This is a genomic window from Cellulosimicrobium funkei, from assembly GCF_900155925.1.
Taxonomy (GTDB): domain Bacteria; phylum Actinomycetota; class Actinomycetes; order Actinomycetales; family Cellulomonadaceae; genus Cellulosimicrobium; species Cellulosimicrobium funkei.
In genome coordinates this window covers 144,059-170,295 of record NZ_FTMI01000003.1, presented here as the reverse complement: position 1 = coordinate 170,295, position 26,237 = coordinate 144,059, and the positions used below count along the sequence as shown (strand labels likewise).

Sequence of the window (26,237 nt, the reverse complement as noted above, 5' to 3'; positions counted from 1 at the left end):
ACCCGTCAGGGCACGACGCCGAGCTCGCGGCCGCGCCGCACGGCCTCGCGCCGCGAGCCGACGCCGAGCTTGCGGTAGACCGACTTCAGGTGCGCCTTGACGGTGTTGACCGACACGAAGAGGTCGGCGGCCACCTCGGCGTTGCTCGCCATCGACGGCAGGACGGCGAGGACCGCGAGCTCGCGCTCGGTGAGCGGCTCGACGAGCGGGACCGGCTCCGGTGCCCGGCCCGGTGCGTCCAGGTGGGTGCGCAGCAGCGCGGCGAGCGCGTCGTCGCGGCGCGCGACCGCGCGCGCGAGCGGCTCGTCGAGCGCGGTGCCCCGGACGGCGAGGAACGGCCGGACGACCCGCTCCGCGGCGGCCAGTTCGAGGGCCCGCCCGAGCGGGGCGTCGACGCGGCGCGTGCCCGCCCGGGCGAGCGCGGACGCCTCGACGAGCGCCGCCTCCACCCGCACGACGACGTCCGCCTCCTCCCCCGGCGCGTCCCCGAGGCCCGCCACGGCACGCTCCGCCGCCCCGGTGCGCCCCGCCGCGAGGAGCTCGCGCGCACCGCAGACGGCGACGACCGCGGCGCTCCCGAGGCGTTCGCGCGCGAGGCGCGCCCCGAGCGCGGGGCCCGTGCCGTCGTCGACCAGACGCGCGGCCGCCGTGGCGCGCACCCACAGGTCCGCGAGCACGGGAGGCGTCGCGGACCGCCCCAGGGCGCGGTCCGCGGCGACGAGCGCCTGCCGCGCAGCGCGCGCGTGCCCGCGGTCCGCGGCGACGAGCGCCTGCAGCAGCCGCACGGCCGCCTCGGACGCGGGCTCGCGCCCGCCGGCGTCCGCCGCGAGGGCGTGCGCGAGGTGCCGGTCGAGCCCGTCGTCCGACGCCCGGAGGTACCGCACCCACGCGCGCGCAGCGTGCGCGGGCCGCACGTGCGCGTACCCGTCCCAGCCGCGGCGCTCCGCCTCGACGAGCACGGCGCGCGCGGCGCCGTCCCCCTCGTCGAGCCGACCGGCCGCGACGGCGAGGAGCGCCGCGGCGGCGCGCGCCCCGAGGACGTAGAGCTGCGGGGCGCGCCACGACCGGCCACCGGGGGCGGCGAGCGTCCCCGACGTCGTCTCCCCTGCCGGCTCGGGGCCGACCGCGCACCACGCGAGGCCCGCCGCGCGGTGCGCCCGCGCGAGGCCCCGGTACGTCTCGAGGGCGGGGAACGGGTACGGCACCGCGTCCGCCGCGGCGAGCGCGGCGCCCGCGGCCGTCGCGAGGGCGCGCACGTCGCCCGTCGAGCGCGCCGCGGACGCGGCGAGCAGCTCGAGGAGCACCGCGGCGGCAGGGTCCGCGGCAGCGTCGAGGAGGTCGCGCGCCCGCGCGACGTGGAGCCGCACGGCGTCGAACCGCTCGTCGACGGTCGCGAGCGCGCCCGCGCACAGGTGCAGGCGGGCGTCGGGCCGCAGGGTCGCGTACGGCACGCGCCGTAGGACCTGGGCGACGGTCTCGCGGTGCGGCCCGGCGAGCTCCGCCGCCGCCCCCTCGACGAACACCTCGCCGAGCAGCGGCCAGTCCTCCGCGGCCGCCGCGTGCTCGAGCGCGCGCAGCGCCTGCCCGTCCTGCGCGAACCAGCGGGCCGCGGCCTGGTGCGCCTCGCGCAGCCCCGCCGGGTCCTCGGTGCGCAGCTGGTGCAGGAGCATCTCGCGCAGCAGCGGGTGGTAGCGGTACCAGGTGCGCCGGCCACCCGACGTCATGACGAAACCGTCCGCCGCGGCGAGACCGGGGAGCAGCCGGTCCGTCGGCGCCCCCGGGTCGAGGACGGCCGCGAGGTCGGGGCACACCGCCGACGCCACGCTCGTGCGCAGGAGGAAGCGCCGGGCCTCGGGCCCCTGGCTGTCGAGGACCTCGGCGAGGAGGAACTCCGCCGCCGAGCGGGCGGCGCGCGCCCGGCTCGTCGCGTCGTGCTCCTCGACGCGCAGCCGCACCCCGACGGCCCAGCCGCCGGTCTCGCCGACGACCCGCCCGGCGTCGTCCGCGGCCAGGTCGCGTCCCTGCGCCGTCGCCAGCGCCGCGACCGCGGAGGCGTCGAACGCGAGCTCGGCGGCGCCGACCTCCGTCATCTCGCCCTGCGCGCGCAGGCGCTGCAGGCGCAGGAGCGGGTCGACGCGCGTGAGGACCACGAGGTGCAGGGGCAGCCGGTAGCGCAGGAGGTCGTCCACCGTCGCCGCGACCTCGGCGCACGCGGCGTGGTGGAAGTCGTCGAGCACGAGGACCACGGGCTCGGGCAGCGCCTCGATCGCCGCGAGCATGCGGCGCAGGAGGGCGGGCGTGAGGCGCGGCGGCACGACGAGGGTCTCGAGCGGGTGCCCCACGGGCACCGCCCCGGCCGCACGCAGCGCCGCGAGCACGTCGGCCCAGAAGGCCGCCGGCTTGTCGTCGAACGGCTCGAGCGTCAGCCACGCGACCCGCGGGCCGGTGCCGCCGCGCGCCCACCGCGCCGCGACGGTCGTCTTCCCCCAGCCCGGGCCCGCCGACACGAGGGTGAGGCGGCGCGTGGCCGCCGCCGCGACGAGAGCCTCGACCTCCGGGCGGCCCACCGTGGAGGGCGGCAGGTCCGGGACGGTGGTGCGGGCGCGCGAGGTCCCGGAGGCGTCCGTGACGCGCGTGACGTCCTCCGGCTCGGCACGGGGCTCGACCGAGGCCATGGGGGCAGGGTATTCCCGGGGCCCCCGGACCGCAGGGCGAGCGGAGCGCACCCTCGCCACGCGCCTCAGGCCGGCCCGGCGCCGGGCGGCGAGGCGACGACGGCGGGCGGCCGGGCGAGGATCTCCACGACGACGAGCACGAGTCCCGCGACGAGAGCGACCCCGACGACGAGGCCCGGCGTCAGCGTGCCCGCGAGCAGCAGGACGAGCGCAGCCGCCGCCACGACGACGACGCGCACGAACGCCTTGTGCCGGCCGAGCCAGTCGCCGACGGGACCCGTCGAGACGCCCCGGCCCTCGCCCCAGCCGCGCACGGCGGCGCCCGCGCGCCCGAGCCCCGCGCGCAGGCTGCGGGCCGACGCGCTCGGCCCGCCCACGTACGCCGCGAGCGCGACCACGAGGCCCAGCACGCCGACGGTGCGCAGCGTGAGGCGCAGGTAGCCGACGGTCTGGTCGAACACGACCTCCGCGGCGTCGAGCCGCAGCACCTGCCCCGAGAGCGCGCCGAGGTACAGGCCCCGCGCGACGGCGAGCCCGACGCCCAGCGCGACCATCGCCCCCGTGAGGGCGAGCCCCGCCACGACGAGCGCGCGCGAGCGGTGGTTCGCGACGAGGACGCCCGCGGCCAGCAGACCGAGCACGACCCAGGGCAGCCACGTCGTGAGCGTCACGACCTGGGCGTACCGGTTCTGGAGCATGACGAGCTCGGCGGACTGCGCGACGGTGAACGTCGCGTCGACCGACGGGATGCGGGCCGCGACGTCCAGGCCGCGGTCCACGAGGCGTTCCTTGAGCAGGTCGATCAGGCCGGAGAGCTGGATGGACAGGCGGCCGTCGTCGCTCACCTGCAGGACGTCGCCGTCCTCGCCGCGCATCACGGCGACGAGCTGCTCGTGCGCCACCCGGTTCGCCTGGAGCCAGGCGCCCTCGAACGCGTCGCTCTCCACGAGCCGCGTCGCCGTCTCGTGCACGAGCGACTCGACGCCGCTCGTGAGCGGCGCCTCCAGCGCGGCGAGCGCGCGGGTCGCGCGCGGCGGGACGTCGCGCTCCTCGAGCCCGCTGACGAGGTCGTCGACGAGCGCGGCCACGTCGATGCGCGACATGACGACCTCGGTGAGCCGCCCGGCGACCGCGGACTGCACGACCGGGTCGCCCGCGAGCGGTCCGACCGTCGCGACGTAGCGGTCGGTGTCCGTGAGCTCGCGCTGCGCCCACGCCGACACCGCGCCGAGCGGCGCGAGGAGCGCCCCGAGCGTGATGAGGACCGCGCACGCGGCGGCGCGCAGCCCGCGCCGGGGCCGCCGCGCCGCCTCCGGCGCGGTCGCGTCGCCGTCCGGGCCCGCGGGCGCCGCGGCGGCCGGCCGCTCCTCGAGCCGGCGCCGCAGCTCCGCGTTCTCGCGCTCGAGCGCGGCGAGGCGCGCGGCGACGTCGGACGCCTCGCGGCCCGGCGCGGTCTCGTCGGCCATCGCGCGTCCTCAGGCGAGCGCTCGGGCCTTGAGCCGGGCGAACTCGTCGGCGTCGATCGTGCCGGCGTCGTACAGCGCCTTGGCGTCCGCGATCTCGCTCGCGGGCGACCTGCCGGTGCCGGCCGTGGCCCGCACGTAGTCGTCCATGACCTGCCGGCGCGCCTGCTGCTCCTCCGCGTGCCGCTCCGCCATACCCCGCCCGCGCGCGATGACGTAGATCAGCGCGGACAGGTAGGGGACGAAGATCAGCGCGATGATCCACAGCGCCTTCCACCAGCCGCTGAGCGTCTTGTCGCGGAACAGGTCCGCGACGATCTGGAACAGCACGACGAGGTAGGCGATGAAGAAGAACCACCACACCATGAGCCAGAACCAGTCCCAGAATCCGTCCATCGGGCACCCCTCGTGTCGGGTCACGGCGGTCCCGTGACGCTCCCACTGTGGAGCGGCCCCGGCGTCCGCGTGCTCACCCGTCGGGGGTAGTCGGTCGCCCGGCGCTGCGGGCCACCCCCGCCGGGTGATCCGGCCCGGGTCCGTGCCCGCGCATCCTGGACCGACGTGGGCGAGCCGGGAGAAGGACGCATGGACCGCACGACGCTGGTCGAGGTGACGGTGCTGGGGCCGGTGGTGCTGCCCGAGCCCGAACTCGCCGAGCTCGGCGTACGCCGGTCCGTGGAGTGCACGCGGCTGGAAGCGCGGGTCCGCGACCAGGCCGCGCTGTACGGCCTCCTCCAGCGGCTCGCGGCGCTGGGGCTCGACCTCGTCGAGCTGCGCACCGCGGCACCCGACGACCGGCCCGACGTCGAGCTCGTCGTCCGCGGCCCCGTGGGGGCGCTCGTGCAGCAGATGCTGGACGACGTCGGGCGCGCCCACCCGGCGTCGAGCACGACGTGCCGCGTGCAGGACTCCGACCTCGTCGGCGTGCTCGGCGCCGTGACCGGGCTGCCCGACGACGACCGGTCCGGCGCGCACGTCGGGCCGCACGGCGGGGCGCACGACCCCGGGCACGGCGGGACGGCCTCCGGCGGCGCGTCCGCGATGGACGTGCGCATCGCGCAGCTGCGCGACCTCGCCGCGCTGCGGGACCGGGGCGTCCTCACCGACGCCGAGCTCGCGGAGCAGAAGGCGCGCGTCCTCGGGCCGTGACGACGGCAGACCGGGCGGGCGGGCCGCGCACGGCCGGCCGATGCCCCGTTCGGGGTTCTTTCGCGTTACGTCGTCCCACTCAGCGAGACGATGGGGACCACGCTGGGGCCAACTGATGCACTAGCGCATAGTGGCAAGCACATCACGGCGCGCTTGCTCGTGTGTCAGACCCCAGGAGGACTCATGGCCATCTCACGCCGCTCGTCGGTCACCATCTCGCTCGTCGCGGCGGCAGGGATCCTGGCGGGCTGTGCGGGCGGGAGCGACCCGTCCGGCGGCGGGGACGACGCCGCGCCGCAGATCTCGTTCCTCTACTCCCCCTACGCGGACTACGCGCCGTTCTTCCTCGCGGAGGACAAGGGGTACTTCGAGGAGGCGGGCGTCGACGTCGAGCTCCTCGCCAAGGGCGGGACGTCGGGCGAGACCTACCAGCTCGTCAGCACGAACAACGTCACGGCCGGTGGCGCGACGTGGGGCGCGGGCCTGTTCAACGCGACCGAGGCCGGCGCGTCGCTCTCGGTCATCGCGAGCGTCTCGCGCGTGCCGGAGAGCGGGCCGAACCCGGCCCCGTTCGTCGTCGCGGCCGACTCCGGCATCACGTCGATCGAGCAGGTCGCCGGCAGCCGCGTCGGCATCCCCGGCGACGGCGGCTTCGGCATCTACTCGGTGGCCAAGGCGCTGGAGGCCGGCGGCCTCACGCTCGACGACGTCGAGCTCGTCAACGTCGGCCCGCCCGAGACGGGCCCCGCGCTCGTGGGCGGCTCGGTCGACGCCGCCTGGTCGATCGAGCCCATCTCGTCGTCGCTCGAGAGCGAGGGCATCGCGTCCGAGATCCTCCCGATCGACTACCACGCGGGCACCGAGCTCGGCGCCCTGGTGTTCAGCACCGAGTACGTCGACGAGCACCCCGACGCGGTCGTCGCGTTCACGGCCGCGTACCTGCGCGCCGCGGCGGAGCTCGAGGCGGGCGGCTGGGACGACCCGGCGAACCAGGAGATCATCGCGCGGTACACCGAGCTGCCGGTCGAGACGCTCACGTCGCTCGCGCTCACGGAGCAGGACCCGACGGGCGAGATCGACTGGGAGGACGTGCACGCCCAGGAGCAGTTCTTCCGCGACCGCGGCACGCTCGAGTACGAGGGCGAGGCGGACGTCGAGAGCATCTTCCGCGCCGACCTCCTCGAGCAGGCGCGCGAGCGGGCCGCGGAGCTCGGCTCGTGACGGCCGTCTCCGTCGAGGGCCTCTGGAAGGGGTTCCACGACCGTCGCCGGGACGACGTGCTCGTCGCGCTCCAGGACGTGTCGCTCACCATCGAGGACAACGAGTTCGTCTGCGTGCTCGGACCCTCCGGGTGCGGCAAGAGCACCCTCCTGCGCATCCTCGCGGGCCTGGAGGAGGCCGACCGCGGCACCGTGACGATGACCGAGCGCCCGTCCGTCGTCTTCCAGGACCACGGCGTGCTGCCGTGGCTCACGGTCGAGCAGAACGTCGAGTACCCCCTGCGCCTGCGCGGTGTGCGGCGCTCGGCCCGGCGCGAGCGCGTCGCCCCGCTCCTGGACATGGTGGGCCTCACGGAGTTCCGCGGCTTCTACCCGCACCAGCTCTCGGGCGGCATGCGGCAGCGCACGTCGGTCGCGCGGGCGCTGGCCGACGACGGCGCGACCCTCCTCATGGACGAGCCGTTCGGCGCGCTCGACGAGCAGACGCGCGTCGTGCTGCAGCAGGAGCTGCTGAAGATCTGGTCGCAGACCTCGCGGTCGGTGCTCTTCATCACGCACAGCGTCGACGAGGCGCTCGTGCTCGCGGACCGCGTCGTCGTCATGTCCGCCCGGCCCGGGCGCATCCTCGCCGACGTGCGGGTCCCCTTCGACCGCCCGCGCGACATCCTCGAGCTGCGCCGCGACCCGCGCCACGGCGAGATCACGTACGAGCTGTGGCGGCTCCTGCGGGACGCGGAGGCACAGGACGCCGCGGTGCAGGACGCGGCGGGGGCGGACGAGCGCTCCGCCGCGGGCGTCCGGGAGGCGGTCGCATGACGACCCCCACGGACGAGCGCGCCCCCGTCCGCCCGGGCGGCCACGCCGCGCCGGGCGGCGCCCCGGACGCGCCCCACGACGCCGACGACCGCACGGCCGAGATCACGCGCGAGCTGACCGAGGAGCTGCGCCGCCGGCGGACGGGTCGCCTCGTGCGGGTCGTCGGGCCCTTCACGCCGCTCCTGCTCCTCGCGGTGTGGGAGCTCGCGAGCCGGACGAACGTGCTCGACGCGCGGTTCTTCCCGCCGCCGTCGTCGATCGCCGAGACGTTCGCGCAGCTCGTCGGGAGCGGCGAGCTCTTCGAGCACGCGGGCATCACGCTCACGCGCATCGCGATCGGGTTCGTGCTCGGCGCCGTGCCCGGGCTGGTCCTCGGGATCGCGCTCGGGTCGGTCACGACCCTGCGCACGCTCCTCGGGCCGATCTTCGCGAGCCTGCTGCCCGTGCCGAAGGTCGCGATCTTCCCGCTGCTGCTCCTCGTGTTCGGCCTCGGCGAGGCGAGCAAGTACGTGATCGTCGCGATCGGCGTGTTCTTCTACGTCTTCTACAACGCGATGGGCGGCGTGCTCCAGACGCCGCAGATCTACTTCGACGTGGCGACCGCCAACGGCGCGGGCCGGCTCCAGCGCTGGCGCACGGTCGCGCTGCCCGCCGCGCTGCCGAGCATCTTCACCGGGCTCAAGCTCGCGGTGGGCGGCGCGTTCGTCATCATCGCGGCCTCGGAGTTCGTCGGGTCGCGCAACGGCCTGGGCTACCTCATCTGGAGCTCGTGGACGACGTTCGCCGTCGCGAAGATGTACGTGGGCATCGTCACCATCTCCGTGCTGGGCTACCTCTCCACGACCCTGGTCACGGTGCTCGAACGACGTCTCGTGCCCTGGTCCCGTCAGTAGGAGGCAGCATGAACCCACCCCACCACGACCCGTCCCGCGTGCCCGGGGCCGGCGCATGAGCGTCGTCCCGGCCGCGGACCGGATCTACCACGAGCTGCGGCGCCGGATCATCTTCACCGAGCTGCGCCCCGGCGAGGAGATCGACGTCACCGAGACGGCGTCCGAGTTCGGGACGTCGCGCACGCCGGTGCGCGACGCGCTGCACCGCCTCGACCACGACGGCCTCGTGGACGTGCGCCCGCGCGCGCTGTGCCGCGTCGCCCCGGTCACCCTCAAGACGCTCGTCGACGTGCTCGACGTGCGCGAGGCGACGGGGCCGATGGCGACGCGCCTCGCGGCCGCCCACGCGAGCCCGGCCGAGGTCGACGAGCTCGCGGCGATCGCCGAGGGCACGTACCCGCAGGCGCAGGACGTGCAGTCGATCCTCTCGGCGTCGCACCTGTTCCACTGCCGGGTCGCGAAGTACTCGCGCAACCCCCGGCTGCACGCGATCACCGAGCTCGCGCTCGAGGACCTGGAGCGGGCGTTCCGGCTCTGCGGGCGCCAGCCCCTGGAGCCCGGGCCTCCGCTCGACGACCACCGGCTCCTCATCGAGGCGCTCCGCGCGGGCGACGGCGAGCGCGCGGCTCGCCTCGAGCTCGAGCACATCCGCCGCGGTCGCAGCGTCGTCATGGGCCTCGCGATCGACTCCGGGGCGTTCTTCGGCGACGACTGAGCGTCTCTTCCGCGCGACGGCCCGCGCCCCGCCCCGCCCGCACGACCCGACCCATCCCCACCACCCGAGAGGACCGCCGTGCCCGCCACCTCGACCGTGCGCGTCGACGCCGCGGACGCCCGTGCCCGGGCCCGCGCGGCGCTCGCCGCCCACGACCCCGCCGACGCCGACCTCGCGGCCCGCGCCGTCGTCGCGGGGGACGCGTCGGGGTGGCCGGAGTTCGGCCTCGCGCTCCTCGTCCGCGAGCTGCGGGACGCGCGCGAGCGGACGACGACGGGGCGCGCCGGGACCGGGGCGCCGTCCGCCGTCGTGACCGGAGCGACCGCGACGCTGGACGCGTACGACCTCCCCGGGCCGGTCGCGCTCGCCGCGGCGGTCCGCCGGGCCGCAGGGCTCGCCCGCGCGCTCGGCGTCGGCGTGGTCGCCGTGCGCCACGCGGGCGGGACGGGGCGCGTCGGCGCGTACGTCCGCGCGCTCGCCGAGGACGGGCTGGTCGGGGTCGCGCTCGCCCAGTCCCCCGCGACCGTCGCCCCGTACGGCGGGACCGTCCCCGTGGTCGGCACGAACCCGCTCGCCGTGGCGGTGCCGCGGGCCGGGCAGGGTCGTGCGCTCGTCGTGGACGCCGCGACGAGCGCCGTCACGCTCGCCGACGCGCGGCGCCGCGCCCGGGAGGGCACGCCCCTGCCCGACGGCGCGGCGCTCGGCCCCGACGGCGAGGCCACCCGGGACGCGGGCGCCGTCGGCGCGCTGCTCCCGGCGGGGCTGCTCGGGTCCCTCCTCGGTCTCACGGTGGAGGCGCTCGCCGGGCTGCTGACCGGGGCGCGCGGCGACGCCGTGGGGCGCGGGCTCTGGGTGCTCGCGCTGGACCCCCGCGCGTTCGGCGCCGAGGACCTCGCCGACCGGGCCGACCGCCTCGGCGACGACTGGGAGCGCGCCGGGGGCCGTGTCCCGGGTGCCCGGCCGGACGCGGAGACGTTCGTCGTCGACCGCGACGTCTGGGACGCGCTGGCCCCGGCGACGGGAGGCACGCCGTGACGCTCCGGCTCACCGTCAGCCCCGCCGACGACCTGCTCGACGTCGCCCGCCGCATCGAGGTGAGCGGCGCCGCGCCCGGCGCGCTCGTCACGGTCCGCGCGACGACGGACCGCGCCGGGACCGCGTGGTCCGCCCGCGCGACCTACCGCGCGGACCGGTCAGGCACCGTCCGGCTCGACCGCGACCCGCCGATGACCGGCGACTACGGGCGCGTCGACGGGATGGCGCTCCTCACGTCGCAGCGGCCCGACCCGACGCCCGGCACGACGGCCGGCACGACGCCCGGCCGGCCGGCCGCGACCGACGTCTCGCGCCCGCTGCGCACGCGCCTCGAGGCGTGGGACGAGTCCGACGCCACGCAGCGCGCGACGGCCGACCTCGTGCAGCGCTGGACCGGGCCCGGGGTGCGACGGCGCGAGGTCCGCGAGGACGGGCTCGTCGGCACGCTCTTCGTGCCGCAAGGCGACGGTCCGCACCCGACGATCGTCGTGCTCAACGGCTCCGGCGGGGGGATCAACGAGCAGCGGGGCGCGCTCTACGCGTCGCGCGGCGTGCAGGCGCTCGCGCTCGGCTACTTCGGCGTTCCCGGGCTGCCCGACCACATCACCCGCACGCCGCTGGAGTACTTCGAGACCGCGCTGCGCCACGTGCACCGCGAGCTCGCGCCGCGCGCGGGCGTCGTCGTGGTGAGCGGCCAGTCGCGGGGCGGCGAGCTCGCGCTCCTGCTGGGCGCCACCTACCCGGGCCTGGTGGGCGCCGTCGTCGCCTACGTGCCCGGGGCCCACGTGCACGGCTCCCAGGGCGCCGCGGACCCCGCGCAGGGGTGGGACTCCCCCACGTGGACGCTCGACGGCGAGCCGCTCCCGCACCTGTGGCAGGACAACCCCGGCGTGACGTGGCAGCCGTGGACCGGCGGGCCGCCCCCGGACCGGTACCGCGACGTCTACGTCGACGGCCTGCGCGACCGCCGGTTCGCCGCCGCGTCGCGCATCCCCGTCGAGCGCGTCGCGGGCCCCGTCGCGTGCGTCTCCGGCATGGCCGACGGCCTGTGGCCCTCGAGCATGTACGCGCGCCAGGTCGTCGAGACGCTGCGCGCCGCGGGCCACGCCCACGAGACGCTGCTGCTCGACTACCCCGACGCGGGCCACTCGATCGCCCTGCCGCACCTCCCCGTCGCGCAGGGCCCGACGCGCCACCCCGTCTCCGGCATCGAGCTGTCGGCCGGCGGGACCCCCGCGGGCAACGCGTTCGCCGACGCCGACTCGTTCGCGCAGGTGTGCGCGTTCGTGGAGCGCGCGACGCGCGTGCCCTGACCTGCGCCCCGACCCTGTCCCGACCTGTGACCCGACCCGTGACCCGAAACATCGACGAGAGGACCGACATGCCCGCAGTGAGCGCCGAGTACCGCGAGGAGTGGGAGCGGTGGCACCGCGCCCGGATCGACGAGCTGACGAGCCCGTACGGGTGGATGTCCATGGTCAGCCAGGACTGGCTGACGGGCGACGAGCCGCTGCAGGTCGAGGGCGTGCCCGGCACCTGGTCGGTCCAGGACGACGAGGTCGTGTACACGCCCGACGGCAGCGGGGAGACGGTCACGCTCGACGGCGCCCCCGTGACCTCGCCGACGCCCGTGTCGACCGGCCACAAGTATTCCCTCGTGCCCGCGTTCTACGGCGACCTGCGCGTCGAGACCATCCGCCGCACCGACGCGACCGGCCGCCAGATCTTCGGCGTGCGCGTCCGCGACCCGCGCGAGGCGGCCCGCAAGCGCCTCGACGACATCGAGACGTTCCCGCTCGACGAGCGGTGGGTCCTCCCGGCGCGGTTCACGCGGACGGCCGAGCAGGCGTCGGACTACCCGACGGTGGAGCGGGGGGTGTTCGAGGAGCAGCGCGTGATCGGCACCGTGACGTTCACCCTGGACGGGACGGAGCACACGCTCCTCGTCGCCGGGCGCCCGGACGACGACACGGGCATCGAGCGCGGCAACGCGCACTTCACCGACACCACGAGCGGCAAGGAGACCTACGGCAACGGCCGGCTCGTGCGCATCCCCGACACCGAGCGGGACGGCGACACCGTGGTCGACCTCAACCGCGCCTTCTCCTTCCCGTGCGCGTTCACGAACTTCGTCACGTGCCCGCTCGCCCCGGCGCAGAACCGGCTGCCGGTCGCGGTGACCGCGGGCGAGAAGAAGCCGCCGCTCCAGATCGACCGCATCCAGACCTTCGCGCAGGCCTCCTGCCCTGTCCGCGCGACGCCCCCGACGGCGGGCGACCGGCACGTCCGGTCGCCCGCCGTCATCGTCCCGGCGGCCTCCCCGGCGTCAGCCGGCCGTCAGCACCGCCACGCCGCGCCGCAGGGCGAGCACGACCGCGCCCGCGACGAAGTAGTCGCGGTCGTCCTCGCGGCGCGCCGCCCGGACGCCGTCGTGCAGCGCCTGCGTCCGCGCGGAGAGCTCGCGGAGCGCGTCCGTGTCGGCGGGCTCCGTGCCGACGGACCGCAGCGCGCCGGCGTAGGCGTCCAGGGCGCGGGCCGCGAGCGGCCGCAGGCGCGCGCCGAGCGCGAGGTCGTCGCGGTCCTCGCGCTCCCACTCGACGAGCAGCCGTACGAGCGACCCGACGACGTCGGCCGACCCCTCGAGCTCCTGCGCGCGCCGCACCTGCGACGCGGCCCAGTCGCGGTGGCGACGCAGCCGGATGTTGGCGCGCGCGGCCTCCCGGGTCCGCGCGACGGCGTCGCGCGCGCGGGTGAGCGTGGGCTCCACCTCGCGCCGCCGCTCCTCCCACTCCTCCGCCGACGGCGGGCGCTCGCCCGCGAGACCGTCGCCGAGCGCCTCGACCTGGTCGACGAGCGTGTCGCGCAGCCCGTCGAGGGCCTCCTCGGTCGGGGTGAGGGGCAGCGGGGGCACGAGCAGGTTGATGACGACGCCGATGCCCGCACCCACGACGACGAGACCGGCGTACGCGCCGACGAACTCGACCTTCGCGTCGTTGCCGATGATGAGCACGAACAGGGCCGACGTCACCGCCCACGTGCCCATCTCGCCGAACCGCCGCCAGCCCGCGCACAGGAGCGCGAGGCCCACGACGACCGCCACGGACAGCGCGCTCGGGGCGAGGACGAGGTCGACGCCCCGGGCGATCGCGGCGCCGACGAGGATCGCGAGGATCGCCTGGGCCGACTCGCGGACGGAGCGCGCGAGCGTGCTCGTCGTCGCGACGACCGCGCCGAGCGGGGCGTAGTAGGGGTACTCGGAGAACGGGGCCGGGGCGAGCACCCCGACGTACCACGCGACGGCCGCCGCGAGCGCGCCCTTGACCGCCAGCGACCACCGGGGGTGGCGCACCCACTGCCGCTGCGCGGCCGTGACCGCGCGGCGCGCCCGTGTCCCGGCCGCCACCACCCGGGGCGCGGGCGGGGTCCGTCCCGTGCTGGTCTCGTCTCGTGCCACGGCACGAGGGTCCCCCGCCTGGCAGGCGCCCGCACGCGCGCCTGCCGGGCACGCGCCGCGCGCCGGGCGGGAGCAGCGGTTCGACGTGTGAGCGGGCAGAGCCGGTGCTTCACTGGCGGCGTCGGTGCAGCCAGACGCCGACGCCGTCGAGCACCACGGTGGCGTCGCGCACCCCTGCCGTCCGCCCCGTGGCTCCCACGAGGAGGCAGATGATGGTCCGCCGACGCGGCGCGGCAGCCGCAGGAACGAGCATGGTGGTCGCCGCACTGGCCCTGACGGGCTGTGCGCAGGGCACCGGTGACGACGGCTCGGACGTCGACTTCACGGCCGACGGGTCGCCCTCGGGCGAGCTCTCGGTCATGGGCTTCGGGACCGGTGACGAGATCGGCGAGGTCCGCTACGACCGCGCCGTCGAGGGCCTCGACGGCGTCGACGTGCGCCTCTCGGAGGGCGAGCTCGACATCCAGGCCTTCCTCTCGGCGGTCGCGTCGGGCAACCCGCCGGACGTGGTGTACGCGAACCGTGACCAGATCGGCACGTTCGCGTCGCGCGACGCGATCCTCCCGCTCGACGAGTGCGTCGCGGCCGAGGAGATCGACCTGGACGCGTTCGTGGACACCGCCGTCGACCAGGTGACGTTCGACGGCAGCGTGTACGGGATCCCGGAGTTCAACCAGGTCCAGGTGACGATGGCGAACGCCGACCTGCTCTCCGCGGCCGGGCTCACCGTCGAGGACGTCAACGGCTCGGACCGCGAGGCCGTCACGGCGGCGAACGAGGCGCTCCTGCGCACCGACGGCGGGGCGCTGAGCGTCATCGGGTTCGACTCGAAGCTGCCCGAGTTCCTCCCGCTGTGGTCGAAGGCGGTGGGCGCCGACCTCCTCTCCGAGGACGGCCGCACCGCGCAGCTCGACGCCCCCGAGGTCGTCGAGTCGCTCGAGTGGGCGGTGGGGATCTACGACGCCCAGGGCGGGTTCCCCGCGGTCAAGACGTTCCGCGACTCCGCCGACTTCTTCGGCGCCGGGAACCAGTTCGCGACCGACGCCCTCGGCGCGATGCCGATGGAGCAGTGGTACATCAACGTGCTCAACGAGTCGTCCCCGGACGCCCCCATGGCGTTCGACGCCGTGCGCACGCCCGACGGCGACGCGATCGCGTTCGCGTCCGGCTCCGCCTGGGCCGTCCCGCGCGGGAGCGAGAACCCCGCGGCGGCGTGCCGGTTCGCGCGCCTCATGACGGAGAAGGACGCCTGGGTCGAGGCGGCGCAGGCGCGCGCCGACGCGCGTGCGCAGGACGGCCTGGTCTTCACGGGCGTCCTCACCGGCAACGAGGAGGCGGACCAGCAGATCCGCGACGACCTCGTGCCCGACGACGCGCCCCAGCCGTGGCAGGACGCGATCGACGCGATGTACGAGGCGAACGACGCGACCTTCGCGCTCCCGGCGAACCCCGCGGACAACGAGTTCGAGACCGCCTGGCAGGACGCGGTGAACCGCGTCCTCAACGGCCAGCAGGAGCCGGCCGAGGCGCTCGCGCAGGCCCAGGACGAGGCGCAGAAGGCGCTCGACGACGCCTGGGCGCGGTGGGACGAGGAGGACTGAGGTGGCGGCAGCCGACGTCGCGCCGACCCTGCCGACCCCTCCCCCGGCGTCGGACGGCCCGCGCACGGCCCCGGGCGGTCGCCGCCCGCGCCTGAGCGCGTCCGCGCGGCGGGAGCGCAACGCGGCGCTGCGCTTCATCAGCCCGTGGATCGTCGGGTTCCTCGTGTTCACGGCGTGGCCGATCCTCTACAGCGCCTACCTGTCGCTCACGGACTACGACGTCATCAACGACCCGACGTTCGTGGGCCTCGACAACTACCGCGAGATGGCGCAGGACCCGAAGGTCGCGCTGTCGCTGTGGAACACGCTCGTGTACACGGTCGTCCAGGTGCCCCTCTACACGGTCGTCGCGCTCGCGCTCGCGCTGCTCCTCAACCAGGCGGGCTGGTCGGCCGGCTTCTTCCGCACCGCGTTCTTCATCCCCAAGATGACGCCGCCGGTCGCCGTCGGCGTGCTGCTCCTGCTGCTGTTCAACGGCCAGTACGGCGTCGTCAACCAGGTGCTGTCGTGGTTCGGCATCCAGGGACCGTCGTGGACGACCGACCAGGCCTGGATCAAGCCCGGGCTGGTGCTCATCAGCCTCTGGACCGTCGGGTCGGCCGTGATCATCCTGCTCGCGGCCCTGCGCAACGTGCCGAACGACCTGTACGACGCCGCGCGCGTCGACGGGGCGGGGTTCTGGCGCCGCACGCGCGCCGTCACGGTGCCGATGATCAGCGGCGCGCTGTTCTTCGTCGTCGTCATCAACACGATCGCCGGGTTCCAGATGTTCACCGAGGCGTACTCGGCCTACTTCGGCGCCGGCAACTCGACCTACCGCAACGACGCCGCGCTGTTCTACGTGATCTACCTCTTCCAGGAGGGGTTCCAGGAGCTCCACATGGGGTACGCGTCGGCGCTCGCGTGGCTGCTGTTCGTCGTCATCATGCTCGTCACGCTCGTCCAGCTCGTCGTGTCCCGACGGCTCGTCTACTACGAGGGGGAGCAGCGATGACCACCGCGCCCTCGTTCCCCCGCCCCGCCGTGAGCGGCCCGGGCGCCGCGCCGGACCCGGCGACGGGCGCGCCCGAGGCGCAGGGCCCGCCGCCCCCCGCCCGGACGCGCGGCGCCGGGCGCGGGCCGCGCCGCCGGTGGCTGCGCGCCGTCGTGCTCGCCGCCCTCGTGCTCGCCACGGCCGCGTTCGTGTACCCGCTGCTGTGGCTGCTCTCCGCGTCGTTCAAGCCGCGCGCCGAGGTGTTCGACAACCGGCTCGTGCCGCGCACGTTCACGCTCGACAACTACGTGACCGTCTGGCAAGAGGCACCGCTCGCGCTGTGGCTCGGGAACACCGTCGTCGTCACCGTGCTCGCCGCGGGCCTCGTCACGGTGTCGAGCGCGCTCGTCGCGTGGGGCTTCGCGTTCTTCCGCTTCCGCGGCCGCGGCGCCCTGTTCGCGCTCGTGCTCGCGACGATGATGCTGCCGGGCGCCGTGACGATGATCCCCACGTTCCTCATCTGGAACCAGCTCGGGCTCGTGGGGACGAACGTGCCGCTGTGGGCAGGGAACCTGTTCGCGAGCGCGTTCTACGTGTTCCTGCTGCGGCAGTTCTTCCTCGGCCTGCCGCGCGAGCCGTTCGAGGCCGCGCGCCTCGACGGCGCGAACAACTGGCAGATGTTCTGGCGCATCGCGGTGCCGCTGTGCCGGCCCGCCCTCGTCCTGACGCTCCTCTTCGAGGCCCAGGCGGCGTGGACGGACCTCATGCGCCCGCTCATCTACCTGCAGGACTCCTCGACGTTCACCATCCCGCGCGGCCTCAAGGCGCTCATCGACCAGTTCGGCCCCGGCGGCGAGTCGCAGTGGGAGGTCGTCGTCGCGGCCTCCGTCATCACGACCCTCCCGATGATCCTCCTCTTCTTCCTCGGCCAGCGGCACTTCGTCGAGGGGGTGGCGACGACGGGGAGCAAGGGCTGAGCCCGCGGTCCCCACCACGCACGCGCACCACGCACCACGCACACGCACCACCCACGGAAGGACGGCAGCACCATGCGAGCACTGACCTGGCAGGGACGCGAGAAGGTGAGCGTCGAGGACGTGCCCGACCCCCGGATCGAGCAGCCCACGGACGCGATCGTGCGCGTCACGTCGACCGCGATCTGCGGCTCCGACCTCCACCTGTACGGGGTGCTCGGGATGTTCCTCGACTCCGGCGACGTCCTGGGCCACGAGGCCATGGGCGTCGTCGAGGAGGTCGGGCCCGAGGCGGGGAACCTCCGGGTCGGCGACCGCGTCGTCGTCCCGTTCAACATCGCGTGCGGGCACTGCTGGATGTGCGAGCGCGGGCTGCAGACCCAGTGCGAGACGACGCAGGTCCGGTCGCAGGACAAGGGCGCCGCGCTGTTCGGGTACACCAAGCTCTACGGCCAGGTGCCCGGCGGGCAGGCCCAGTACCTGCGCGTGCCGCAGGCCCAGTACGGGCCGGTCGTCGTGCCCGACGACGGCACCCCGGACGAGCGCTACCTCTACCTCTCCGACGTCGTGCCCACCGCGTGGCAGGCCGTCGAGTACGCCGACGTGCCGCCCGGCGGCACGGTCGTGGTGCTGGGGCTCGGCCCGATCGGGCAGATGTCCGCGCGGATCGCGCTGCACCGTGGCGCGTCCCGCGTCGTCGGGATCGAGCGCGTGCCGGAGCGGCGCGCGATGGGCGAGCGTCACGGCGTCGAGACCCTCGACCCGTCGGCGGTCGACGACCTCGTCGGCGCGGTGCGCGACCTCACATCGGGCCGCGGTGCGGACTCCGTCATCGACGCCGTCGGGATGGAGGCGCACGGCTCCCCCGTCGCCGAGGCCACCCAGAAGGTCGTCGGCGTCCTGCCCGACGCGCTCGCCGCGCCCCTCACCGAGCGCGCCGCGACCGACCGCCTCGCGGCCCTGTACACCGCGATCGACCTGGTCCGCCGCGGCGGCACGATCTCGATCTCCGGCGTCTACGGCGGTGCGAAGGACCCGCTGCCCATGATGCAGCTCTTCGACAAGCAGGTGACGCTGCGCATGGGCCAGGCGAACGTGCGCCGCTGGACCGACGACGTCCTCCCCCTCGCCGCCGACGTCTCCGACCCGCTCGGCGTGCTGGACCTGCGCACGCACCGGCTGCCGCTCGAGTCGGCGCCCGACGCGTACCGCACGTTCCAGCGCAAGGAGGACGGCTGCATCAAGGTCGTGCTCGACCCGTGGGCCTGACCACCGTCGACGCCGTCGTGGTCGGGGCGGGGCCCAACGGCCTCGTCGCCGCGAACGCGCTCGCCGACGCCGGGTGGGACGTGCTCGTCCTCGAGGCGCAGGAGACGTACGGCGGCGCGGTCCGCTCCGCCGAGGTCGCGGCGCCGGGGTACGAGACGGACCTCTTCAGCGCGTTCTACCCGCTCGCGGCGGGGTCGCCCGTGATCCGGGGCCTGCACCTCGAGGAGCACGGCCTCACGTGGTCCCGCGCCCCGGACGTCCTGGCGCACGCCCTCGACGACGGCGGTGCCGCCGTCCTGCGCGCCCGCGCCGAGGACACCGCCGCCGGGCTCGACGAGGTCGCGCCCGGCGACGGCGACGCGTGGCTCGAGCTCGTGGCGGGCTGGGACCGCGTGCGCGACCCGCTCCTCGACGCGCTGTTCAGCCCGCTCCCGGCGGCCGGGCCGGTGCTGCGCGTGCTGCGCCGGCTCGGCGCGGCGGGCACGCTCGACCTCGCCCGGCTCGCCGTCCTGCCCGTGCGCCGCCTGGCCGACGAGACGTTCCGCGGGGAGGGGGGCGGCCTGCTGCTCACCGGCAACGCGATGCACGCCGACGTCCCGCCCGACGCCGCGGGCAGCGGCGTGTTCGGCTGGCTGCTCGCCATGCTCGGCCAGGACGTGGGCTTCCCCGTCCCGACCGGGGGTGCCGGACGGCTCCCCGACGCGCTCGTCTCGCGGCTGCGCGCCCGCGGGGGCGACGTCGTCACGGGCGCGCGGGTCGAGCGCGTGCACGTGGTGCGCGGTCGCGCGGTCGGCGTGAGCACGGCCGACGGGCGGCACGTGCGCGCCCGCCACGCCGTGCTCGCCGACGTCAGCGCGCCCGCGCTCTACCTCGACCTCGTCGGCGCCGACCGGCTCCCGGCGCGGCTCGTGCGCGACCTCGGCCGGTTCCAGTGGGACCACCCGACCGTGAAGGTGAGCTGGGCGCTCGACCGGCCCGTCCCGTGGACCGCGCCCGGGGCGCGCGGTGCGGGCACGGTGCACCTCGGCGTCGACCGCGCGGGGTTCGTCGACGTCGCGGCCTCGCTCTCGCGCGGCCACGTCCCCGAGCGGCCCTTCCTCGTCCTCGGGCAGATGACGACGTCGGACCCCACGCGGTCGCCCGCGGGCACCGAGTCGGCGTGGGCCTACACGCACGTGCCGCACGGCGTGCCGTGGACGCGCGAGCGCGTCGCGGACGAGGTGCGCCGCGTGGAGGACGCGGTCGAGCGGGTCGCGCCCGGCTTCGCCGACACGGTCGTGGGTCGCTTCGTGCAGACCCCGGCCGACCTGGAGGCGGCCGACGCGAACCTCGCGGGCGGGGCGATCAACGGCGGCACGTCGGCCGTCCACCAGGAGCTCTTCCTGCGCCCGACCCCCGGCCTCGGCCGCCCCGAGACGCCCGTCGCGTCGCTCTACCTCGCGAGCGCCTCCGCCCATCCCGGCGGCGGGGTCCACGGGGCGTGCGGGTGGAACGCGGCGCGGGCCGCTCTCGCCGCGGCCGGACCGCGCGGGTCGCTGCGCCGCGCGCTCGTGCGCACCGCGTGGGCACGGCTGCTGCGCGACCCCTGACGCGCGGGCGATGGGGGCACGGTGCCGCCGCGCTACGGGGTCCGGCGCTCCGCGAGGTACGCGAGCCGGCGCAGGGCCTCGACGTTCCGGGGGCCGATCACCGCGCTGCGCACCGGTCGGGGCACGAGCGTGCCCGGACCCTTCTCGGCGTCCTCCGTGATCCGCACCGTGCAGCCCTGCTCCGTCGGGCGCACCTCGATCCGCACGCGCGCCTCGCCCGCGGGCCAGCCGCGCGCCTGGAGGTCGATCCCCCGGTCCGGGTCCCAGGCGCGCACGACCGTCTCGTCGTCGAGCAGCGCGGGCCACAGCCCGACCGAGTGCAGGATCCGCGACCCGGGCGCGGGCCACGTGTCGTCGACGGCACGGATGCGGGCCGTCCCGACGACCCACGTCGAGTACGACCAGCCGTCCGCGAGGACGCCGAGCACCGCGTCGGAGGGGCATCGCACGGCCCGAGTGACGGTCACCATGAGGCGACGCTAGTCGCGCGCCCCGCACTGGCAACCGCTCGCGCACCCCGACGCGAGTGCGCGCGAGCGGGGGGCACCCGCCATAGCGTGAGGACCTGCCCGCGACAGCGCGGGCGCCGACCTCCAGGAGGGCACGATGGGCATCGCCAGCTTCCCGCAGGAGCTCGCGGACCGGGCCGCGACGATCCTCGGCCACGGCCTCGAGGTCAGCATCACGATGCGCCAGGCCGGCGTGAGCGTGCGCGCAGGGAGCAGCACCGACGCCGCGGCGCGCTGCGACCAGGCCGAGGCGCTCGACGACGCCGGCCCCTGCATCGACGCGATGGAGGACGGCGGCTCCCGGCTCGTGCCGTCCGTCGAGGAGTCGGCCGGCTGGGAGCGCTGGGCACGACAGTGCACCGAGGAGGGCTTCGTCTCCTCGGTGGCCGTCCCCGCGATCGTCACCGCGGACGTCGCCGTCGCGCTCAACCTGTACTCGCGCGCACCCGACCCGTGGACGCCGGAGCTCCTGACCGCCGCCGACGCGTACGCCCAGCTCGTGGCGTCCGCGGTCGGGCTGCGGCTCGAGCTCGCGGCGCTCGAGGACTCGACCGCGGGCTTCTACCGGGACATGTCCGACGCCGTCGCCACGGAGCGTGCCGTCGGCGCGATCATGCAGACGAACCAGTGCTCCGCCGACGAGGCCCGCCGCATCGTCGACTCGGCGGCCCGGCACCGGAACGTGAGCCCGCGCGAGGTCGCGGAGTCCCTCCTGCGCGCGCTCGTCGTCGAGGACGCGCCGGACGCCGCCGACGACGACCCGGGCCGCTCGTGAGCGGCCCGGCCGACGCGGCGCGCGCGCACGACCGCCGGACCGTCCTGTCGGGCGTCCTGTTCGGTGCCGGGATCGCGGCGTCGATCATCGATCTGTTCGTGTTCCACCTGGGCCTGCAGTGGCACCACTTCTACGACCTGTCGACGACCCAGGTGGCGCTCGCCGCCGACGGCGTCTTCCACGCGGTGGGCTGGTTCGTCACCGTCTGGGGGCTGTTCCTGCTCGCGGACGTGCGCCGCCGCACGGAGGTGTCGTGGTCGCGGTGGGTCGGTGGCGTGGTCGTCGGCGTCGGGGGCTTCCAGCTCCTGGACGGCGTCCTCAACCACAAGATCCTCGGGATCCACCAGATCCGGTACGGCGTCGACCTCCTGGTGTACGACGTCGTGTGGATCGGGACGGCGGTCGTCGCGCTCGTCGTCGGGCTGGTCGTCCTGCGCCGCGCGCGGCCCGCCCGTGCGGACGCCGCCGGGACCGCGTGATGCCCCCGCACCATCACGTCGCGTCCGGCGGGCCCGCCCTGCTGACGGTCGTCGCGGTCGTCGCGCTCGCCCTGGGCGCCGCCGCCTACGCCGCCGGGCTGCGGGCGGCCCGGTCGCGCAGCCCCTGGCCCGTGCGGCGCACGCTGTCCTGGTACGCGGGGCTCGCGTGCGCGGGCGTCGCGACCGTCGGGCCGCTCGCGGAGGCGTCGCGGTCGAGCTTCACGGCCCACATGGCCGGGCACGTCCTGCTGGGCATGCTGGCGCCGCTGCTCCTCGTGCTCGCCGCGCCCGTCTCGCTGCTCCTGCGCGCCCTGCCGCCCGTGCGGGCGCGTCGCGTCAGCGCGGTGCTGCGCTCCCCCGTGCCGCGCGTCGTCGGCCACCCCGTGGTGGCGGGCCTCCTCGACGCGGGCGGGCTCTGGCTCCTGTACACGACAGGGCTCTTCCACCTCGCCCACTCGTCCGCCGTCGTGAGCGTGGTCGTGCACGCGCACGTCCTGCTCTCGGGCTGGTTGTTCACCGCGTCGCTCGTCGGACCGGACCCGCACCCGTCCCGCGCGTCCTTCCGGGTGCGCGCGGGCGTGCTCGTCGCCTTCGTCGCCGCGCACTCCGTGCTCGCGAAGTGGCTCTACGCCCACCCGCCGGCGGGCGTCTCTCCCGCCGACGCGCGCACGGGCGCGCAGCTCATGTACTACGCGGGGGACGTCGTGGACGTCGCGCTCATGGTGCTCCTCGTGGCCGGGTGGTACACGGCGACGCGGCCCCGGGAGATCCCGGCCGCGCGCGTGCGCACGCGACCCGGGCTCGCGTGACGGCGCCGCTCCTCACGTGCCGTCGTCGCCCGCGTCGAACGCCTCCCGGTAGAGCCGGCCCGCCTCCTCGACGACCCGCGGGTCGAGCGACGCGGCCGGCACGACGTCCACGAGGAGCGGCTCGCTGTCCGGGCCGCGCCCCGCGACATCGCCCGTGAGGAGCCACGGGAAGCGCTCCGGCGTCATGAGGTGCGCGTACTGGCAGAGCTGGCGCGCCACCCAGTGCTCCACCGGGCGGTCCCACCACGGCTCGGGCGTCAGCGGGTTGACGCTGAGACCGGGCAGCAGGCACCCGCTCTCGTGGTCGCGGCTCACGCTCTCGGCGTCCTGCTCCGGACCGCCGCTGAACCGCACGTAGAGGGGGCGCACCACCTCCACGAGCTCGGCGACCTCCGCGAGGCTCCGCAGGCGGGGCAGCGTGTCGAGCGTGCTGGGCGCGTCGGGCATCGGGACCTCCTGGACTGGCGTCGTGCCGGCGGGGCCCCTTCTCGACTCTCCGTGACGGACGGGACCTGCCGGTCACGCCGCCGTCCCCAGGCTACGAGCGGGTCGGCGGCCAGGCATCCCCAGGCCTGCGAGCGCCGGGAGGTCGTGCGACGGTGGCAGGACGCGCCGCCCGTCCGGGGCGCGAGACCCGCACGAGAGCCCGACCGAGGAGGCCGACATGAGCGAGAACGACGAGCGCGGCTACGACCCCGCCGAGGACCCGGACGCCGACCCGCGGTCGCTCAACCCCCGCGAGGGGCGCCAGGCGAGCGGGTCGGGGTCGGAGGACGCGGACCCGGACGCCGAGCCGGGGAACGTCAACCCGCGCACGGGCGGGGAGGCGTCGGGCGACGCCTGACGCGCGGCAGCACGAGGGCCCGGGTGCGGCGCACCCGGGCCCTCGTGCTGCCTGGGCAGTGTCTAGGCGGTGTCTAGGCGGCCGCGCTCGGGGCGAGCTCGCCCTCCCGGCGGGCCGTCTCGCCGCGCAGCCCGAACCGCAGGCCGAGGTGGTCCATCGTCGGCGGGAGCGGGTCCCGGGCGAGGTAGCGGCCGCGCGCGACGGCCGGGTCGAGGCGCGCGACGCGCGCGAGCGTGTGCGACGCCAGGAGCAGCACGACGTTGCGGCCGGGGCACGACACGGGACCGCCGCTGAACGGGACGAGGCCCCAGTCGGCGTCGGCCCGGCCGTCGAGCCACGCCTCGGGCGTGAACGCGTCGGCGAACGACAGGCGGTCCGCGTCCCGGTGGAAGAACGCGCTGAGCACGACGAACCCGGTGCCCGCCGGGAAGGTGCGCGCGCCCCAGCGCACGGGGGCCGTCGCGTCGCGCAGGATCGCGAGCGTCGTCGGCCACAGCCGGACGGACTCGAGCACGCACCCGCGGGCGTACGGGAGGACGGCCGGACCCTCCCCGGCGGTCGTCGGCTCCGCGAGCAGCCGGTCGCGCACGGCGGGCCGCGCCGCGGCGACCGCGAGCGCGCGGAACGTCGCGGCGCCCGCCGCGTCGAACGCGAAGAGCCAGTGCGGGATCTGCCGACGCACGGCGTCCGCCCCGCCGGTGTCGCGGCCGCGCGCCGCGAGGGTCCCCGGCTCGGCGACGGCCACGTGCTCGGCGATCCGCCGTTCCAGGGCGGCGCGGAGCCAGGGTCGGCGCGGCCGGAACCACGACCAGTTCCCGTCGCGCCGCAGCGCGTCGAGGATCGCGACGAGGCGCTCGTCGTCGCGCGCCGCCCGGCCGAGGACGACCGTCCGCACGGTGCGCCACCACGACGCGGCGAACGTGTCCCAGTCCAGCCGGCCCGACGCCTCGACGGTCGCGACGAGCGCGCGGGTCTCGCGCTCGACCGCGGCGACGAACGCGTCCCCGTCGCGGTGCACGGGCTCGGACATGTCGAGCGCCGCCTCGTTGTACGGGCGGCGCACCAGCCGCTCCGGGAGCGGCGAGATCAGCACGCCGTCCGGCTGGAAGTGGGCGAGCGCGCCCCGCTTCTCCCAGGACGCCGGCGTGAAGGGATCGGGCGAGCCCGCGAGGACGCGCTCGACGTGCTCGGGCCGCGTGGCGAGCACGAGCCGCCGGCCCCCGAGGCGCACGACGAGCGGCGCGCCGTCGTACCGGGCGCGCAGCCGCTCGAGCACCCGGCGCGACGTGCGGTCGACCTGGCGTCGCTCCGCCCAGGCGGTCGCGCGGGGACGCCGCACGATGGCGCCCTGGGCGACGAGCGGACCGAGCACGTCCCGCAGGACGCGCCCGGTCTCGCTCGCCGTCAGGTCGACCGGGGTGTCGGTCACGCGGCCGTCCTCGTGGTCGGCGTCGCGGGACCGGTCTCCCGGCGCGCCGGCCACAGCGCGATGGCGAGGCCCGCGGCCGCGCTCACCGCGTGCAGCACGTTGTCCGCGCCGTTGATGTTGAGGACGTTCGCCTCCGGGTCGTTCACGACGACCAGCCCGTAGACGAACGCGGCCCCGTAGCCGATCGCGAGGATCCAGCCGTACGTCCGGGCGCTCGACGACCGGCTCCACAGCAGCACGCCGAGGAGGCCGATGACGAGGTGGACGACGTTGTGCAGCGGGTTGATCGCGAAGACCAGCAGGGTCTGCGAGTGGTCGTGCACGGTCCACCCGTCGAACCCCGTGACGGCGAACCCGACGACGCCCACCAGCAGGTAGACGATCCCGATGACGAGCGCCAGGTACTGGTGGACGCCCCGCGCCGGGCGGTCGGCCCGCGCGGCGCCCCGTGGTGCGGATGCGGCGGTCATGTCGGCCTCCCCTCTCAGTCCTTGTGCAGGGCGTCCTTGACGGCGCCCTTCGCCTTCTCGAGCGTCGAGGGCTTCCCGGTCGTGCCGTGGAAGCGCTCGTCCGGCGTCGTGGGCGGCGGCATCGGGACGCCCGCGGGCGGCTCGGCGACGTAGGTGAACTCGCCCTTGCCGTCGGGGGTCGGGCCGCTCGCCCAGCGCCCCTCGGACGCGTGCTCGCCGTCGGAGAAGTTGATGTACTGGTAGGACACGTCGCGGTCCTCCTTCGACAGCGGGAACGTGCTGGGCACCGGGAGCTCCTCGACGCCCTCGTCGCGCAGCTCCTGCGCCGCCGCGAGCCACTGGTTCTGGTGCATCGTGTCGCGCGCGAGCAGGAACGCCAGGAGGTCCTTCACCCCGGCGTCGTCGGTCATGTGGTAGAGCCGCGCCACCTGCACGCGGCCCTGCATCTCGGCGTTGGCGTTGGCCGTGAAGTCGGCGAGCAGGTTCCCGCTCGCGGTCACGTACCCGGCCGACCAGGGGTTGCCGTTCGAGTCGACGGGCCGTGCGCCGGCCCCCGCGACGATCGCGTGCTGCGGGTCCGTGCCGCCGATGATCGCCGCCACGGTGGGGTCGTTCTGGACCGCTCCCTCGACGGCGCCGACGGGCGCCTTCTCGAGGAGCTGCGCGATCATCGTCGCGAGCATCTCGACGTGCCCGAACTCCTCGGCACCGATGCCGTAGAGCAGGTCGCGGTACTTGCCGGGGATGTGGGCGTTCCAGGACTGGAAGCCGTACTGCATGGCCACGGTGATCTCGCCGTACTGCCCGCCCAGCACCTCCTGGAGCTTGCGGGCGTAGACGGCGTCCGGGCGGTCCGGCGTGGCCTGGTGCTGGAGCTCTTGACGGTGGAAGAACATGGTCTCTCCCTCGGGAGGTCGCCTCCCGGGCACGAGCGTGCACGGGAGGACCACGGCACGCGCCCCGTTCTCGACGCGTCGAGCGTCCTCCCACCCTGTGGCCGTCCGCCGCCGGTCGCATCTGGGGCGGCCGGACCACGACACGCCGGATTTCACCCCCGGCGGGGAAGGCCGCCGAGGGAGCCGAGCCCCTAGCGTGG

26 protein-coding genes and 1 pseudogene are annotated in these 26,237 nt (G+C 75.8%); 17 read left to right on the top strand and 10 right to left on the bottom strand.

Translation table 11 applies throughout. The annotated features are described in order from the left end of the window. Window positions 1–5 precede the first annotated feature (5 nt). From BXA05_RS08900 to BXA05_RS08890, 3 genes are all read right to left on the bottom strand, one after another. Window positions 6–2,675: a winged helix-turn-helix domain-containing protein gene (locus tag BXA05_RS08900; protein WP_076404755.1), complete on the bottom strand. Its 2,670-nt coding sequence runs from the start codon at window positions 2,673–2,675 to the stop codon at window positions 6–8. Between the two features lie 65 nt (window positions 2,676–2,740). Beyond that, complete coding sequence (locus tag BXA05_RS08895) at window positions 2,741–4,141, bottom strand: hypothetical protein (RefSeq protein WP_076404754.1); 1,401 nt, start codon at window positions 4,139–4,141, stop codon at window positions 2,741–2,743. Between the two features lie 9 nt (window positions 4,142–4,150). After that, window positions 4,151–4,534, bottom strand: a complete 384-nt coding sequence (locus BXA05_RS08890; RefSeq protein WP_076404753.1) for an SHOCT domain-containing protein — start codon at window positions 4,532–4,534, stop codon at window positions 4,151–4,153. Window positions 4,535–4,723: 189 nt separating this feature from the next. Between BXA05_RS08890 and BXA05_RS20535 the strand changes: the two genes are divergently transcribed. The 8 genes and pseudogenes from BXA05_RS20535 to BXA05_RS20780 all read left to right on the top strand — a co-directional run. Next, window positions 4,724–5,287 (top strand): DUF8691 family protein, encoded by a 564-nt coding sequence (locus BXA05_RS20535; protein ID WP_076404752.1) that lies wholly within the window; start codon window positions 4,724–4,726, stop codon window positions 5,285–5,287. Between the two features lie 183 nt (window positions 5,288–5,470). After that, the gene (locus tag BXA05_RS08880) at window positions 5,471–6,508 is read left to right on the top strand and encodes an ABC transporter substrate-binding protein (RefSeq protein ID WP_021482976.1); all 1,038 of its coding nucleotides are present in this window, start codon (window positions 5,471–5,473) and stop codon (window positions 6,506–6,508) included. Further along, the gene (locus tag BXA05_RS08875) at window positions 6,505–7,323 is read left to right on the top strand and encodes an ABC transporter ATP-binding protein (protein ID WP_061267424.1); all 819 of its coding nucleotides are present in this window, start codon (window positions 6,505–6,507) and stop codon (window positions 7,321–7,323) included. The genes BXA05_RS08880 and BXA05_RS08875 overlap by 4 nt, the downstream gene beginning before the upstream one ends. Next, window positions 7,320–8,216 (top strand): ABC transporter permease, encoded by an 897-nt coding sequence (locus BXA05_RS08870; RefSeq protein ID WP_081600323.1) that lies wholly within the window; start codon window positions 7,320–7,322, stop codon window positions 8,214–8,216. Before BXA05_RS08875 ends, BXA05_RS08870 begins: the two co-directional genes overlap by 4 nt. A 55-nt stretch (window positions 8,217–8,271) precedes the next feature. Beyond that, window positions 8,272–8,931: a GntR family transcriptional regulator gene (locus BXA05_RS08865; protein WP_021483335.1), complete on the top strand. Its 660-nt coding sequence runs from the start codon at window positions 8,272–8,274 to the stop codon at window positions 8,929–8,931. 78 nt (window positions 8,932–9,009) lie between these two features. Next, complete coding sequence (locus BXA05_RS08860) at window positions 9,010–9,966, top strand: Ldh family oxidoreductase (protein ID WP_083711756.1); 957 nt, start codon at window positions 9,010–9,012, stop codon at window positions 9,964–9,966. Continuing rightward, the gene (locus tag BXA05_RS08855; protein WP_076404751.1) at window positions 9,963–11,279 is read left to right on the top strand and encodes an acyl-CoA thioesterase/BAAT N-terminal domain-containing protein; all 1,317 of its coding nucleotides are present in this window, start codon (window positions 9,963–9,965) and stop codon (window positions 11,277–11,279) included. The genes BXA05_RS08860 and BXA05_RS08855 overlap by 4 nt, the downstream gene beginning before the upstream one ends. Before the next feature lie 68 nt (window positions 11,280–11,347). Beyond that, window positions 11,348–12,100, top strand: a pseudogene (locus BXA05_RS20780) (DUF1684 domain-containing protein); the annotation flags it as partial. 192 nt (window positions 12,101–12,292) lie between these two features. Here BXA05_RS20780 and BXA05_RS20525 read toward each other — a convergent pair. Both BXA05_RS20525 and BXA05_RS20520 read right to left on the bottom strand, forming a co-directional pair. Next, window positions 12,293–13,420, bottom strand: coding sequence for an FUSC family protein (locus BXA05_RS20525; RefSeq protein ID WP_170963163.1), 1,128 nt, complete (start codon window positions 13,418–13,420; stop codon window positions 12,293–12,295). Between the two features lie 109 nt (window positions 13,421–13,529). Beyond that, window positions 13,530–13,673 carry a hypothetical protein gene (locus BXA05_RS20520; protein ID WP_163187287.1) on the bottom strand — a complete coding sequence of 48 codons (144 nt, stop codon included), beginning with the start codon at window positions 13,671–13,673 and terminating at the stop codon, window positions 13,530–13,532. Here BXA05_RS20520 and BXA05_RS08845 point away from each other — a divergent pair. From BXA05_RS08845 to BXA05_RS08825, 5 genes are all read left to right on the top strand, one after another. Next, window positions 13,672–15,021, top strand: coding sequence for an extracellular solute-binding protein (locus BXA05_RS08845; RefSeq protein ID WP_244550424.1), 1,350 nt, complete (start codon window positions 13,672–13,674; stop codon window positions 15,019–15,021). The two genes, BXA05_RS20520 and BXA05_RS08845, sit on opposite strands and share 2 nt — an antisense overlap. Window position 15,022: 1 nt before the next feature. Then, window positions 15,023–16,015 (top strand): carbohydrate ABC transporter permease, encoded by a 993-nt coding sequence (locus BXA05_RS08840; RefSeq protein ID WP_244550423.1) that lies wholly within the window; start codon window positions 15,023–15,025, stop codon window positions 16,013–16,015. Next, a complete protein-coding gene (locus BXA05_RS08835) occupies window positions 16,012–16,971 on the top strand; it encodes a carbohydrate ABC transporter permease (RefSeq protein WP_083711754.1) in 960 nt (319 codons plus the stop codon). Before BXA05_RS08840 ends, BXA05_RS08835 begins: the two co-directional genes overlap by 4 nt. Window positions 16,972–17,043: 72 nt before the next feature. Further along, window positions 17,044–18,237: a zinc-dependent alcohol dehydrogenase gene (locus tag BXA05_RS08830; protein WP_076404748.1), complete on the top strand. Its 1,194-nt coding sequence runs from the start codon at window positions 17,044–17,046 to the stop codon at window positions 18,235–18,237. After that, entirely contained in the window at window positions 18,228–19,826 is a 1,599-nt protein-coding gene (locus BXA05_RS08825) for a phytoene desaturase family protein (RefSeq protein WP_244550422.1), read from the top strand. The genes BXA05_RS08830 and BXA05_RS08825 overlap by 10 nt, the downstream gene beginning before the upstream one ends. A 32-nt stretch (window positions 19,827–19,858) precedes the next feature. Here the strand turns inward: BXA05_RS08825 and BXA05_RS08820 are convergent, their stop codons facing one another. Further along, window positions 19,859–20,296 (bottom strand): SRPBCC family protein, encoded by a 438-nt coding sequence (locus BXA05_RS08820; RefSeq protein WP_043659384.1) that lies wholly within the window; start codon window positions 20,294–20,296, stop codon window positions 19,859–19,861. A gap of 136 nt (window positions 20,297–20,432) precedes the next feature. Between BXA05_RS08820 and BXA05_RS08815 the strand changes: the two genes are divergently transcribed. The 3 genes from BXA05_RS08815 to BXA05_RS08805 are packed head-to-tail and all read left to right on the top strand — an operon-like array spanning window position 20,433 to window position 22,398. Continuing rightward, on the top strand, window positions 20,433–21,110 hold the full coding sequence (locus BXA05_RS08815) for a GAF and ANTAR domain-containing protein (RefSeq protein ID WP_076404747.1): 678 nt from the start codon (window positions 20,433–20,435) through the stop codon (window positions 21,108–21,110). Further along, window positions 21,107–21,589, top strand: a complete 483-nt coding sequence (locus tag BXA05_RS08810; RefSeq protein ID WP_076404746.1) for a DUF2243 domain-containing protein — start codon at window positions 21,107–21,109, stop codon at window positions 21,587–21,589. The genes BXA05_RS08815 and BXA05_RS08810 overlap by 4 nt, the downstream gene beginning before the upstream one ends. Next, the gene (locus tag BXA05_RS08805) at window positions 21,589–22,398 is read left to right on the top strand and encodes a cytochrome c oxidase assembly protein (protein WP_083711753.1); all 810 of its coding nucleotides are present in this window, start codon (window positions 21,589–21,591) and stop codon (window positions 22,396–22,398) included. Before BXA05_RS08810 ends, BXA05_RS08805 begins: the two co-directional genes overlap by 1 nt. 12 nt (window positions 22,399–22,410) lie before the next feature. Here BXA05_RS08805 and BXA05_RS08800 read toward each other — a convergent pair whose 3' ends face one another. Next, window positions 22,411–22,845 carry a DUF6098 family protein gene (locus tag BXA05_RS08800; protein WP_021482206.1) on the bottom strand — a complete coding sequence of 145 codons (435 nt, stop codon included), beginning with the start codon at window positions 22,843–22,845 and terminating at the stop codon, window positions 22,411–22,413. Between the two features lie 217 nt (window positions 22,846–23,062). On the opposite strand from BXA05_RS08800, the gene BXA05_RS08795 reads away from it, so the two are divergent. Continuing rightward, window positions 23,063–23,242, top strand: a complete 180-nt coding sequence (locus BXA05_RS08795; RefSeq protein ID WP_061267414.1) for a hypothetical protein — start codon at window positions 23,063–23,065, stop codon at window positions 23,240–23,242. Window positions 23,243–23,315: 73 nt separating this feature from the next. Here BXA05_RS08795 and BXA05_RS08790 read toward each other — a convergent pair whose 3' ends face one another. Genes BXA05_RS08790 through BXA05_RS08780 form a run of 3 tightly spaced genes read right to left on the bottom strand, consistent with a single transcriptional unit; the run spans window position 23,316 to window position 26,037 of the window. Then, the gene (locus tag BXA05_RS08790; protein WP_211435848.1) at window positions 23,316–24,671 is read right to left on the bottom strand and encodes a cytochrome P450; all 1,356 of its coding nucleotides are present in this window, start codon (window positions 24,669–24,671) and stop codon (window positions 23,316–23,318) included. Then, complete coding sequence (locus BXA05_RS08785; RefSeq protein WP_076404745.1) at window positions 24,668–25,141, bottom strand: DUF4383 domain-containing protein; 474 nt, start codon at window positions 25,139–25,141, stop codon at window positions 24,668–24,670. The genes BXA05_RS08790 and BXA05_RS08785 overlap by 4 nt, the downstream gene beginning before the upstream one ends. Before the next feature lie 14 nt (window positions 25,142–25,155). Then, the gene (locus tag BXA05_RS08780) at window positions 25,156–26,037 is read right to left on the bottom strand and encodes a manganese catalase (RefSeq protein WP_076405000.1); all 882 of its coding nucleotides are present in this window, start codon (window positions 26,035–26,037) and stop codon (window positions 25,156–25,158) included. Between the last annotated feature and the right edge of the window lie 200 nt (window positions 26,038–26,237).

Bases quoted from the DNA above. Each gene is read 5' to 3' on its own strand.
- BXA05_RS08900 (WP_076404755.1), bottom strand. From the start codon at position 2,675: ATGGCCTCGGTCGAGCCCCGTGCCGAGCCGGAGGACGTCACGCGCGTC.
- BXA05_RS08895 (WP_076404754.1), bottom strand. From the start codon at position 4,141: ATGGCCGACGAGACCGCGCCGGGCCGCGAGGCGTCCGACGTCGCCGCG.
- BXA05_RS08890 (WP_076404753.1), bottom strand. From the start codon at position 4,534: ATGGACGGATTCTGGGACTGGTTCTGGCTCATGGTGTGGTGGTTCTTC.
- BXA05_RS20535 (WP_076404752.1), top strand. From the start codon at position 4,724: ATGGACCGCACGACGCTGGTCGAGGTGACGGTGCTGGGGCCGGTGGTG.
- BXA05_RS08880 (WP_021482976.1), top strand. From the start codon at position 5,471: ATGGCCATCTCACGCCGCTCGTCGGTCACCATCTCGCTCGTCGCGGCG.
- BXA05_RS08870 (WP_081600323.1), top strand. From the start codon at position 7,320: ATGACGACCCCCACGGACGAGCGCGCCCCCGTCCGCCCGGGCGGCCAC.
- BXA05_RS08865 (WP_021483335.1), top strand. From the start codon at position 8,272: ATGAGCGTCGTCCCGGCCGCGGACCGGATCTACCACGAGCTGCGGCGC.
- BXA05_RS08845 (WP_244550424.1), top strand. From the start codon at position 13,672: ATGGTGGTCGCCGCACTGGCCCTGACGGGCTGTGCGCAGGGCACCGGT.
- BXA05_RS20520 (WP_163187287.1), bottom strand. From the start codon at position 13,673: ATGCTCGTTCCTGCGGCTGCCGCGCCGCGTCGGCGGACCATCATCTGC.
- BXA05_RS08835 (WP_083711754.1), top strand. From the start codon at position 16,012: ATGACCACCGCGCCCTCGTTCCCCCGCCCCGCCGTGAGCGGCCCGGGC.
- BXA05_RS08830 (WP_076404748.1), top strand. From the start codon at position 17,044: ATGCGAGCACTGACCTGGCAGGGACGCGAGAAGGTGAGCGTCGAGGAC.
- BXA05_RS08820 (WP_043659384.1), bottom strand. From the start codon at position 20,296: ATGGTGACCGTCACTCGGGCCGTGCGATGCCCCTCCGACGCGGTGCTC.
- BXA05_RS08815 (WP_076404747.1), top strand. From the start codon at position 20,433: ATGGGCATCGCCAGCTTCCCGCAGGAGCTCGCGGACCGGGCCGCGACG.
- BXA05_RS08805 (WP_083711753.1), top strand. From the start codon at position 21,589: ATGCCCCCGCACCATCACGTCGCGTCCGGCGGGCCCGCCCTGCTGACG.
- BXA05_RS08800 (WP_021482206.1), bottom strand. From the start codon at position 22,845: ATGCCCGACGCGCCCAGCACGCTCGACACGCTGCCCCGCCTGCGGAGC.
- BXA05_RS08795 (WP_061267414.1), top strand. From the start codon at position 23,063: ATGAGCGAGAACGACGAGCGCGGCTACGACCCCGCCGAGGACCCGGAC.
- BXA05_RS08785 (WP_076404745.1), bottom strand. From the start codon at position 25,141: ATGACCGCCGCATCCGCACCACGGGGCGCCGCGCGGGCCGACCGCCCG.
- BXA05_RS08780 (WP_076405000.1), bottom strand. From the start codon at position 26,037: ATGTTCTTCCACCGTCAAGAGCTCCAGCACCAGGCCACGCCGGACCGC.